At 69.3% G+C, this 11,993-nt stretch carries 8 protein-coding genes; all 8 read right to left on the minus strand.

The features are described from left to right. Positions 1-345: 345 nt before the first annotated feature. The gene (locus ACQEVY_RS19395; RefSeq protein ID WP_432950162.1) at positions 346-2,217 is read right to left on the minus strand and encodes an RICIN domain-containing protein; all 1,872 of its coding nucleotides are present in this window, start codon (positions 2,215-2,217) and stop codon (positions 346-348) included. A 59-nt stretch (positions 2,218-2,276) separates the two neighbouring features. Further along, the gene (locus tag ACQEVY_RS19400) at positions 2,277-4,058 is read right to left on the minus strand and encodes an amylo-alpha-1,6-glucosidase (protein ID WP_432950164.1); all 1,782 of its coding nucleotides are present in this window, start codon (positions 4,056-4,058) and stop codon (positions 2,277-2,279) included. Positions 4,059-4,118: 60 nt separating this feature from the next. After that, positions 4,119-4,976, minus strand: coding sequence for a carbohydrate ABC transporter permease (locus tag ACQEVY_RS19405; RefSeq protein WP_432950166.1), 858 nt, complete (start codon positions 4,974-4,976; stop codon positions 4,119-4,121). After that, complete coding sequence (locus ACQEVY_RS19410; protein WP_432950168.1) at positions 4,973-5,956, minus strand: carbohydrate ABC transporter permease; 984 nt, start codon at positions 5,954-5,956, stop codon at positions 4,973-4,975. The genes ACQEVY_RS19405 and ACQEVY_RS19410 overlap by 4 nt, the downstream gene beginning before the upstream one ends. Before the next feature lie 20 nt (positions 5,957-5,976). Continuing rightward, a complete protein-coding gene (locus ACQEVY_RS19415; protein WP_432950170.1) occupies positions 5,977-7,233 on the minus strand; it encodes a sugar ABC transporter substrate-binding protein in 1,257 nt (418 codons plus the stop codon). Between the two features lie 254 nt (positions 7,234-7,487). Continuing rightward, positions 7,488-8,561, minus strand: a complete 1,074-nt coding sequence (locus tag ACQEVY_RS19420; protein WP_432950172.1) for a LacI family DNA-binding transcriptional regulator — start codon at positions 8,559-8,561, stop codon at positions 7,488-7,490. 620 nt (positions 8,562-9,181) lie between these two features. After that, positions 9,182-10,111: a dihydrodipicolinate synthase family protein gene (locus ACQEVY_RS19425; RefSeq protein ID WP_432950174.1), complete on the minus strand. Its 930-nt coding sequence runs from the start codon at positions 10,109-10,111 to the stop codon at positions 9,182-9,184. 376 nt (positions 10,112-10,487) lie between these two features. Then, positions 10,488-11,966: a glycoside hydrolase family 32 protein gene (locus ACQEVY_RS19430; protein WP_432950176.1), complete on the minus strand. Its 1,479-nt coding sequence runs from the start codon at positions 11,964-11,966 to the stop codon at positions 10,488-10,490. Positions 11,967-11,993: the final 27 nt, after the last annotated feature.

Below are 11,993 nucleotides of genomic sequence, written 5' to 3' on the forward strand. Positions count from 1 at the left end.
CGCCGTCCTGGCGGGGTGCCGCGGTCGGAGTTCGTCAGTGCCGCCGAGGAGAAGGCGACGTCGGCAGGAGGTGAAGCTCGGGGGTGGTCACCCCCGGGGCGAGACCGCATGGACGCAGCGTTACCAGCCGCTCATGCTGAGGCGGCAAGCTGCTGCTGGTCCCGCAGCACGGAGTGCCGCTCTGCCCGGCGAGGGTCGGCGAGGGTCGGCGAGGGTCGGCGAGGGTCGGCGACTCGCGCATGCCCAAGAGATGCTCGACATGTCGAATCTTGTTCGGTGAGCGTGAGAGCGGGGCGGCGCTCTCCGGGCCGTGGTGGCCCGGAAACTTGTGGCTTGCCCTGTGCGTCAGCCCTTGCCCTGGAGGCGCCAGATCTGGTTTTTCTTGTTGTTCAGCGCGCTCGCGGGGTCGCAGGTCCACTGGTGGATCTTCGCGCCAGCTGCGGTCGAGATTTCGCTGACGTCGACGCACTTGCCGCTGTGGACGGCGGTCAGTTGGTAGTCCTTGCTGTTGCCCAGGGCGGTGACGGGGTTGAGGGTGAACATCTGGTTGGTGGCGCCGTTGCAGGTGTACTGGAGGACGGCGGCACCGTTGGCCGTGGAGCGGCCCGAGACGTCCAGGCACTTGCCGCTGTGCTGGTTGACCACCGTGTAGGTGTTCGCCCGGCCCGCGACCGGCTTGAAGTCGAACATCTGCTGGTAGCCGCCCTCGCAGTGGAACTGCTGGTACTGCGTGCCGTTGGCCGTGGACCGGTTGGTGTCGTCCAGGCACTGGTTGCTGTGCTGGGCGACCGCGACCGTGGAGATCGCGGTGTTGGACGGCGGGAGCAGGGTGACGGTGTAGCCGTCCGCCGCGTTGGTCCACGGCACGCTGACGGAAGCGGAGTTGCCGCTGACGGTCAGAGTCTGGTCGGAGACGGTGACCGGGCCGGACACAGCGGCGCCGCCGTTGTTCGGGATGCGCTGCACGACCGCACGGACGCGGCCGTTCTCGACGACGCCGGTGGTGTCCAGGCGGTTGAGGTTGACCGTGATGTTGCCGGTGTTGCCGTTGCTGCCGAGCAGGATCTTCGCGTTCTTGGCGGTGTTGTCCTTCGTCGCCAGGCCGTCGGTGCCAGTACCCGGGGTGACCTTGACGATGTTGCCGGTCTGGGAGCCGTAGTAGCGGTACAGGAACCACTCACCCAGCGGCAGGTACTGGCTGCCGGTCTTGGTCAGCAGGTTGGCCTGGAAGTCGTGCAGGTTTCCGGCCGAGGCCCAGTTGGCGCGCAGGCCGTCGGCGCCGGCCCGCTCCAGACGGGAGATGTACCAGCCGCCGCGGCCGGGGTTCTGCTCGGTGGTGCTGGCGTACTCGTTGACCTGGAACGGACGGCTCGTGGTCATCGACCGTGCCGCCAGCTTGGACCGGACGGCGCCCGCGTCGGTGACCGGGTCACCGGGCAGGTCGTGCCAGCTGTAGATGTCGGGTTCGACGTTGTTGGCCTTCACGTAGTCCAGGTACGTGTTCCACCAGGCGCTACCCCCGGACGCGGGCTTCCCGGCGGTACTGGGGCCGACGACGACGGCACCCGGGAAGGTGGCTCTGATCTTCTGGTAGGCGCGCTTCCACATCTCCAGGTACCGGGCCTGCGACGGCGCCCAGAAGGGAGCCCAGTCGGGCTCGTTCCAGATGTCCCACTGGACGGTCATGTTGTTGGCCTTGACGTCCCCGATGAGCTGGTCGAGGAAGGCGTCGAACTTCGTCCAGTCGCCGTTGTCGCCCGGCCAGCCCTGCGTGGTGGTGCTGTCGGATCCCCACAGGTCGTGCGGCAGGATGACGAAGGTCCCGCCCAGCGCCTTGGTGCGCTTGTACTGGGCGAGCGTGGGGGCCCAGCGGGTCTGGTAGGCGGCCAGGCTGGTGCCGTAGCCGCCGTTGTTGAGCTGGGCGCCGCCGGCCCGCATGAACTTCCACTTGATGTCCTTGTAGAAGTGGTCCTGCGGCAGCGAACCGTCCACGGTCATGCCGTAGATCGTGCCCGATGCTCCGTAGCCGGGGGCGCCTCCGGCCTCGGAGAAGTCGACGGCCACGGTGGTGTCGGCGGCCTGCGCCGTGGTGACGGGGAGGGCGACGGCCACGACCGACGCGAGCAGCGTGGCGAGCGCGGTGGTCCTGCGCAGCCGGCGGCCACCTGCGGAGCCGGGCTCCGTGGTGCCTCTGGCCGGTGGGAGGAAGCGGGACATGTGCATGTGTTCTCCAGAGGGGGTGGGTGCTGCCTGGGTGGGGGGCGCCCAGGGGTCTGTCAGCCGCCGGTGTGTGCGGCGGATGCGGGTGCGGCGTGCCGGAGCTCGTGGGCTTCGGCGAGGAGGAGGTAGCTGCTGGCGGTCCAGGTGTAGGCGCGGTCGCGCAGACCCGCCCCGGTCAGGGCGTCGAAGTTCTCGGCGAAGCCGTTGGTCTCGCACAGGGCGCGGAAGCGGGCGCTGATCTCGTCCGCGAGGCGCACGTGGCCGGCGCGGCGCAGGCCGTCCTCGACGAGGACGGTGGCGGGAGCCCAGATCGGGCCGCGCCAGTAGCCGTCGGCCAAGTAGTGCGGTGAGGTGGGCAGTTCGGTGGCCAGGCCGAAGGCGGTCAGGTGTGCCTCGATACGTTCGGCCAGTACGCTGCTGACCCCCTCCGGCAGATACTCGCCCAGCGCGATCGGCATCAGGTCGAGCAGGCTGGAGGTGCTCCAGGTGTCCCCGCTGTGGACCGCGCGGGCGACGAACCGGTCGCCGGTCCAGAGCTGGTCGAGCATCGCGGCCTGGGTCGTGTCAGCCGTACGAGTCCACTGCCGGGCCTCGTCGGAGCGCCCCAACTCGGTGGCCAGAGCGGCGAGTTCACGCAGCTGGAGGATGAGGAAGGCGGCCAGGTCGGCGGTGACGATCACCCGCTGGGGGTCGAAGGTCGTGGCGTTGTCCCATCCGCTGTCATTGCCGTGCTGGTAGTGCGGCAGGGCGGCGCCGGGTGCCCGCCGGGCGGTGAGCCAGAAGTCGGTCCAGCGGCTCAGCCTGTCGTACGTCTCGGCCAGTACCGCCCGATCGAGGGGTTCGGGGAGGCGTCGGCGCAGCTGCCCCAGGGTCCAGCCGTGGATGGGCGGCTTGACGAAGTTGTAGAGGACCTCGGAGTGGGTGACCGAGTCGGGCAGCGCCCCACTGTCGTCCTGGTGGTCGAAGGGCAGCGAGAACTGGTCCCAGGCCAGATCGGGTGAACCGGGGGCCAGGGCAAGGGCGTTGAAGCAGTGGTCCCAGCTCCAGACCTTGTCCATCCAGTGTTTGGACATCAGTACCGCGGGCCGGGTGACCAGGCCCGCCGGGCGCACGGTCGCGGACCACACCACGTAGGCGGCGAGTTCGGCGGCCGGCGTGCCGGACGAGCGCCAGGGCGCCACCACGTCGGCGAACTCGGCGAACGAGCGCTGCGCTGCCGCCACGACTTGGTCGAACGTCGCCGAGGAGGTGAAGGGCCGCCGCGCCGAGTCCAGCTCCTCGACGGCGATCTCCCAGGCGCCGCCGGTCCCGTCGGCCCCGTCGACGTCCGCGGTGACGGTGACGCCGCGGTCGCCGCTGCCGAGAGCCTCCGTGCCGGACGATTCGGCCACGGCACCGGACAGCACGGTGATCCGATAGCGGCGACCGGTCTCGTACGAGGTGAGGATGTACGCGCCGTCGACCGGGTCGCGGTAGAAGTAGCTGCCACTGAACGGGGTCAGGGTCTTCGCCGCCGCGGCGACGCGCAGGTCCAGCGCCTCGCCGCGTATGCGGACGGTGTCCGGTGTCTCGTAGGCGAGCTCGATGTGCCCGTCCGCACCGGTCCAGCTGAGCAGACCCGGTGTCGCCTCCACGCGGGTCTCGGCCCGGTCGCCCGTGGCCGCGTCGAGGGGGACCAGACGCAGGACCGCGTGCATGCCGTTCTGGTGCGAGACCAGGTGGAGGTCCTCGGCGTACGTCTTCTCCGCCACCACGGGCGAGATGTCGAACCAGGATCCGTACGTGCTGAACGGGATGTCACGGATGGAGAAGGCGGGTCCGGATCGGGCCGCGGTCATGAGGGGTTACTCGATTCTTCAGCGGTGGAGGTGGAGGTGTGCCGGTGGTCAGGGAGGAGGTCAGTCCTTGACGGCTCCGGCGGTCACGCCCGCGGCGACGTAGCGCTGGGCGAGGACGAGGATCACCGCGGCGGGCAGCGAGGCCACGACGGCGGTGGCCATGATGGCGTTCCACTCCTGGTTGTTGTTGCCGATGTACTGGTAAATGCCGAGGGTGATCGGTTCGTTGGCACCGCCGTTGACCAGGGTGCTGGCGAAGATGAAGTCGGACCAGGACCACAGGAACGCGAACAGCGACACCGTGACGATCGAGTTGCGGCTCATCGGCAGCACGACCGACCAGAAGGTGCGCAGGGGCCCGGCTCCGTCCATCTGCGCGGCCTGAAGCAGTTCGCTGGGGATGCCGGACATGAACGCGGTGAAGATCAGAACCGCGAAGGGGACGGCCAGGGTGGAGTCCGCGACGATCAGACCGGGGACGGACTGGAGCAGGCCGAGGCTGAGGTAGATGGCGTAGAAGCCCATCGCCATGATGATTCCGGGGATCATCTGGGCGACCAGGAAGAGGAAGCTGAGCACTCCGCCGCCGCGCGGGCGCAGCTTGGCCAGGGCGTAGCCGGCGGGCGCGGCCAGCGCCACGGTCAGTACGACCGCGCCCAGGCCGATGACCAAACTCGTGGCGAGATACGGAAGTTGCTGGTCGAGGACGGCACGGTAACCGTCCAGCGTGCCGTTCATGGGAAACAAGTCGGGGGGCGACTTGCGCATGTCCTGGTCGCGGGTGAAGGACACGTTCAGCATCCAGTAGACCGGGAAGAGCATGACGGCCGTGAGCGCGAGGCCCGTCGCCGTCTGCCACCAGGTGGTCCGGCCCCGGCGCGGACGGGGGCGCGGTCGTGTCGTGGTCACGGTGGTCATGAGGCGTACTGCTTTCGCTGGACCCTCAGGTACACCAGGCCGAAGACCAGCGCGGCGACGACGAGCAGGTTGCCGACGGCCGCACCGGGGCCGAAGGCGGGGACCAGGTTGCCGAAGCCGAGCTGGTAGGACCAGGTGGCGAAGGTGGTGGACGAGTCGGCCGGGCCGCCCTTGGTCATGATCCAGATGATGTCGAAGACCTTGAGCGTGTAGACCAGGCCGAGCAGCAGGGTGATGGCGGACACCGGGCGCAGCAGCGGGAAGGTGATGCGCCAGAAGCGTTGCCAGGCGTTCGCGCCGTCGAGGGCCGCCGCCTCGTACAGGCTGGCGGGGATGGACTGCAGACCGCTGTACAGCACCACCAGGTTGAAGGGGACGCCGATCCAGACGTTCGCGATGATCACCGAGGTCAGCGACCAGGACGGCGAGGTCAGCCAGTTCACCGCGTCGATGCCGACGGCGTGCAGGGCGGCGTTGACGACACCGGAGTCGCTGTTGAGCATCCACGACCAGGTGGAGGCCGACACGATGAGCGGCAGCAGCCACGGTACGAGGAACAGGGCGCGCAGCGTCGCGGAGAGCCGGAAGTGCTGGGTGAAGAAGACCGCGAGGGCCAGGCCGATGGCGTACTGGAAGACCAGCGACACCACCGTGAACACCACGGTGTGCAGCAGTGCGGGGGCGAACGTCGGGTCGTCGAAGACCGTCTGATAGTTCTCCAGGCCCGTGAACGGTGCGTCGCCCTGGACGAAGGAGCGGACCGTGTAGTTACGAAGGCTCAGGTCGACGTTGCGGTAGAGCGGATAGGCGTAGAAGAGGACGAGGTAGAGGGTCACCGGGGCGAGGAATCCCCAGGCGGCCAACTGCTGGGAGGTGGGACGGCGCCGTGGCGCCGTGCGCGGCGGGGGCGGCGCGGCGTGGGCCGCCCCCTTCCGGCTCTGCACGGTCCGACGGTCCGGCAGCTGTGTCGTGCGGTTCATCAACAGGCCCCGGGTTCCGGTTACTTGACGGCGTCCTGCGCCGCGGAGAGCGCGTCCTTCGGCGACTGCGACCCGCTCAGGGCCGACTGGACCGCCTTCCACATCTGCTCGGAGATCTTGGGGTACTTGGTGCCGAGGTCGTCACTGGTACGTCCCTTGGCGGCCTTGACGGCGTCCACCCAGGGCTCCAGCTTCGGGTCGGCCGCGACCTGCTTGTCCTGCACCTCGCCGGTGGGCGCGACGTACGACAGGGTGGTGTCGGTGTCGAGGAGGTTCTGCGAGTTGGTCAGGCAGGCCACGAGCTTCTGCGAGGTGGCGTAGCGGCCGGTCTCGCTCTGCACCGGGATGGTGACGAACTCCCCGCCTGTCGGGGCGGCGGCGCTGCCTCCCTTGGCGGCCGGTACGGGGATGACCCCGTACTTGAAGCCGGCCTTCTCGGCGCCCGCGAGCTGCCAGGTGCCGTTCTCGGCGAAGGCGTAGTCGCCGCTCGTGAACTCCTGCCAGCTGGTGGTCTGGGTGTTGTTGATCACCGAGTTGGGGGCGTAGCCCTTCTTCAGCCAGTCACTCCACAGCTTCAGCGCCGAGACGCCCTCGGACGAGTCGAGTTCGGTCAGCTTCGCGCCGGAGCCCCAGAACCACGGCAGGAACTGGAAGCTGCCCTCCTCCGTGCCGATCGCGGAGAAGGTGATGCCCTTCTTGCCCGCCTTGTCGACCTTCGCCAGCGCCGCCGTCAGCGAGGCCCAGTCCTTCACCGAGGCGATGTCCACGCCCGCGGCCTTGAGGACCTCCTTGTTGTAGTACAGGGCCAGGGTGTTGGCGCCGATCGGCGTGCCGTACGTCTTCCCGCCCGTCTGACCGGCCGCGAGGAGGTTCGGCTCCACATTCGAGGTGTCCAGCTTGTTGTCGTCGGTCGTGGTCAGCACCCCGCCCTCGGCAAGGGTCGACACCACGGGGTTGTCGACGATGAGCACGTCGGCGGAGTTGTCCTGCTGCGCCGCCAGCAGCGCCTTGTTGGTCAGGTCGCTGGTGTCGTACGCCGTCCGCTTGATCTTCACGCCGGCTTCGGTACCGCAGCTGTCCAGCAGCTTCGCCCACGCCGAGCTCTTGTCGAACTGCGGGTACGGGTCCCAGACGGTGTACGTACCGCCGTCCGCCGACTTCGCGGAGGTGTTGCCTTCGCCTGAGGAGCATGCGGCGGTGGAGGCGGTGAGGGCGACGACGGTTATGACCGCGGCGGTGAGACGGCGCCTGGTGGATCTGTTCTTGGGGCTGTTCATGGGGCTGTTCCTCTGGTTTTTGGCATGGGCGTGCCAGGGAGGGTGGTGATGGGTGAGTGAGAGGGCTTCAGGCGGCCGAGCGGCCGGTAAGGCGGTTCGATAGGGCGGTTCGGTAAGGCGGTTGAGGGCGCGCGAGGGGAAGGGTGGGGGACGCGGAGGGTGTTGGCGGAGGGTGTTATTGGTCGGAAGGGCGGGCGTCAGGGGTCATGTCAGGTGGCATGCCGGAGCCGGATTCAGCCCGTACGTCGCCGGGGTCAGCCGGTGCTGGCGGGTCCGGGGCTTGCGGGTCCGGGGCCTGCGGGCCCCGTGCCTGCGGGCCCCGTGCCTGCGGGCCCCGTGCTGGCACGCAGTGAGATCGGTGGCGCGAGCAGGTGGTGCCGGGCCGGTGCGTCGGGGTGGTCGAGCCGCTCGACCAGCAGGTCGACGGCGAGGCGGCCCATCTGTTCCGCGGGCACGTCCGCGGCTGTGAGCTGCGGGTTCACCGTCTCCGCCCACCGGCTGGCGACGACCCCGGTGACGGAGAAGTCGCGCGGCACATGGCGGCCGGCGTTGGCCAGCCCCCGGTAGAGACCGCCCAGCGCGGCCTCGTTCAGCGTGACGAGCGCCGTGGTGGCCGGCTCGTCGTACAGGATCCGCTCCAGACAGGCCTGGCCGGAGGATGCGTCATCACCGCAGCAGTACGTACGGCTGGTGACTCCGCGCTCCGCCGCGGCCTTGGTGAACCCTTCGAGCCCACGGTGAGCGGATTCGTATCCGGCTCGCAGGAGCTGTTCGGGCCGGTTGACGAAGGCGATCGTGCGGTGCCCGAGGTCGGCGAGGTGGTGGACGCAGGCCTCCGCCAGCGCGGTGTGGTCCAGCCCGACCCACCAGTCGTTCTCCGGATGTGCCGTGCGGCCGATGGCGACGGCGGGCAGGCCCACCGAGTTGAGGTGCTCGAACCTGTCGTCATGGAGCCGGAGTTCCATCAGGATCGCGCCATCGACCCGACGCTCACCCAGGAGCCGCTGGAACGAGCGGTCGCTGTCCATACCGCTGGGAGAGAGCAGCACGTCGTAGTCCTTGGCCGCGCCGGCCTCGACGACACTGCCGATGAAATCGAGCTGCATGCCGGTGTAGTGGTTACCGGCCGGCGGGAAGACCAGACCGATGGTGTTGGTCCGGCCGTTGGCCAGGGCGCGCGCACTCGCGTTGGGCTGGTAGCCCAGCTCGTCGATGACCCGCTGGATCTTCTCGCGGGTGCCGTCGGACACCGGCCGTTTGCCGCTCAGCACATACGACACGGTGCTGCGCGAGACACCGGCCCGCTTGGCGATCTCACCAATGTTCACGGCACTCCTTGCTCGAACTGCCCGAACCGGTTCGACAATCTCGGGGAGGAGACCATCGTCGGCCGCTGGCGCTGAGGGCTTTATACCGATGGCGACCGGCTGTCGAACCGGTTCGCGTGAAGTGAAGGTAAGTTCAAGCCACAGGGCTGTCAATGCCTCTGCGCACTTCCCGTAACAGCGACGAAACCTCGCCGAGGCGGCACTCACTCTCGCCGGCGACCCCACATATCGCCTACTACCTGCGGAGATCGCTGTCTCGTGACTCGCTCACTCCGGGCGGCCGACCGACGCACCGCAGGTTTCTGTGTCGTGGGTATTGCTGGCCGCTTTTGGTCGGTGCTAGCTTCCCGATCCGGTTGGAGTTCGAACCGGTTCGACCTCGTTGGCGGGCGCATGGATCCCTCGCGGCGCGGTTTCCCCGTACGCCATTCACCGGGCCCACGGCGGCACATGGTTCCCGTACGCCCGCTCGTACGACATCGCCGCACCTCGCAGTCGACCAGGCCGCCGATCCGCTCCCCCGGGCCGGCGTTCTGGTGCGCCGGGCCGAGCCGAGCCGGGTCGGGTCGGGTCTGCCAGGGCCGTTAGGCGTCGGGTCTGCCAGGGCCCCCAGGTACGGGCTACGCCGGGAAGAGTTCGGGCAGCAGTCGGTGGGCGTCGGCGCGGGCCGGTTCGAGCGCGTCGACGGGCGCCGACGAGGCCGGCCAGCGCAGCGTGAGGCCGATGTCCGCCCAGTCGCCGACGGTGGCCAGGAACTTGTCCAGTGCCGGGTTGGACAGCCCGCGGGCCTGCAACGGCGCGATGTGCCGGACGAAGAACTCACCGATGCGCCGCTCCACATCGGCGGCCGCGGCCGGATCCGTGGTCATCAGCCGGTACCACGCGACCGCGCCGCGGGGCGACATGGCCGCGATGTTGGAGTAGCTGCCGTGCGCGCCACGGGCCAGCCCGGAGGCCAGCAGGTGGCCGGGCACGAAGATCGACAACTGGGGCACGGTGTCCGCCATGGCCGCGTACCAGGCGGCGTCGCCACCGGCCATCTTGACCCCGATGAGCCGGGGGACCTCGGCGGCTACCCGTCCCAGCAGCGGCGGCGGCACCTGGGTCTTGGCGTGCGGCGGGTTGTAGAGCACCAGCGGCACGTCGCCTGCGGTCTCGGCGGCACCGACCAGAAAGCGCACCACCTCGTCGTCGCACAGTGGGACCCAGTCCGGCAGGATCACCTGGATGGCACCCGGTCGCAGCGCGGCCGCGCGCCGGATGCGATCGAGCATCGTCGGGGCGGCCGGATGCGAGGCACCGATCTGGTACGGCAACCCGGCCGCCTCGCACCGCCCCGCCAGCACCGCGTTCACCCGGTCGAACTCGGCTTCGTCGAGGGTGTGGAACTCGCCCGCGGTGCCGTGGGCGTAGACGCCGTCGACACCGCTGGTCAACAGCACGTCGAGCTGACCCGCCAGCCGTTCCCAGTCGATGTCGCCCCGCCCTTCGACGGGGAGCAGAAGCGTGCCCCACACTCCGGTGACCTGGTCCGCGGCCAGTGGCTTCATCGGGGCTCCCTCCGGAGGGGCGAGTTCAGCGTCGGGCCCGACCCGGGCTCATGTCGGGCCCGACCCAGGGCCCATGAGGATGCCGCACCGAAACGCACGCCGACAGACGGCCCGAACAACTCGCCAGACTTGCACGAAAGAAAGTTTCACCAAAGAAAGTTTCATCAAAGAAACTCTCCTGGCCATCCGTGCGAGGCAGTCCCGTCTGCCAGAGACGCACAGAGTTTCCGCGTGAGGCCTGCATCAGCTGCGGGCGGCGACAGCGTTCCCGGAAAGCTGGATCGAGGCGGCGGCGACGCGAATAGCGGTGGTAATGAACTGGCGTCGTCCGAGACCGTACGAGCTCATGGAAGATCCTCCTTTGGACCTGATTCGTTCAGTTTCCGGGGGTGGGGGTGGGGTTGGCGTCCGTGCTCGGTTCCTTGATCACGAGCGGATGCAGCTCCCATGCGTCGACCGCGAAGCCGAGGCGCGTACCCGGTGCGCTGCCGGCCTGCAGGCGCCACGGCCCCTGGCCTGTCGGGTAGAAGCGCAGGGTGAGGACCTGGCCGGTGGTGGTCAGGAAGATTTCGGCGATGGAGTGGTCGACGATCACGCGCAGGTCGACCGGTCGATCGGCCGGGCAGGGCATCCGGTAGGAGCCGCGGCGAGCCCGGGGGTCCAGTGAGGCGTGGGCACGGTCGACGACCAGTTCGCCCGCATCGGCATCGAGGTGGATGTCGAGGTACTCGGAGCCGTCCGGCGCGGTGAGCAGCCGCAGACCGGCGTTTCCGGTTGGCTCCAGACGGGCCGTCAGGTCGAAGGCGCGGCCCACGCTGCCCAGGTCCACCGGCTGCGGGCCGTGCGTCGCGCCTTCGGCGTGGAGGGTGTGTCTGCCGCGCAGGGCAAGCAGTTCGGTGGCGGGCTGCTGGCGCAGCGAACCGTCGTCGTCGACGTGGATCTCGCGGGGCAGGGTGAGGACGCCGGCCCATCCGTCCGCGAGGGCCCAGGCTTCGTCGCGGGCTTCCCATGACCAGCCCCACAGGAGCCACCGGTTGCCGGGTGCGCGCAGCAGGGCGGGGGCGTAGCAGTCGGGGCCGTAGTCGGCGGGTACCGGTGGGCCGGCCTCGAAGTGGCCGCCGTGCTCTTCGCCGATCAGGGCTGCGACGCTCTGCGGGCCGGTCGGTAGGTTCCATGCGCTGAAGATGAGGGCGCCGCGTCCGTCGGCTGCCGTTGCCGGGAGGTACTGGGGGCATTCCCAGCCCTCGCCGGTGTCCAGTTCGGTGCCGCTGATCGGCTCCTTCTCGCGGGCCGCGAAGGGCCCCCGGTACGTCCAGGTCTCCAGGTCGGGTGAGTCGTACAGGAGGGCCGCGGCGCGGCCGTCGGCGAGGGCGGCGCCGACCAGCATCCGCCAGCCGTCGCCGTCCTGCCAGACGTACGGGTCGCGGTACATGGTGCAGCCCTCGGGCAGCTCCGGGATGAGCAGTTCGCCCCGCGGGCCGAAGCTTCTGCCGCCGTCGTCGGAGACGGCGCAGGTGACCGGCTGGTGCTGGAACGAGCGGGCCTCGCGATGCGCGGAGTAGAAGGCGACGAGACGGTCGCCGTCGGAGACGGCGTTGCCGGAGAAGCAGCCGTCGGCGTCCAGGCCACCCGGGGTCGGGGACAGGGCGATCGGCAGCGGCTCCCAGGTCAGCAGGTCGGGGCTGCGGAAGTGGCCCCAGTGCACGTTCGCGTGGTTCGCTCCGTACGGGTTGTACTGGTAGCACACGTGGTAGTGGCCGTCGTGGAAGACCAGCCCGTTGGGGTCGTTGATCCAGTTGCGGGGCGGGCGCAGGTGCGCCACGGGGCGGTGCGGATCACGGGGTGGGGTGGACACACGCGTGCCTTTCGGTGTTTCAGAGTG

Source organism: Streptomyces sp. CA-288835 (genome assembly GCF_050936385.1).
Classification (GTDB): Bacteria; Actinomycetota; Actinomycetes; order Streptomycetales; family Streptomycetaceae; genus Streptomyces.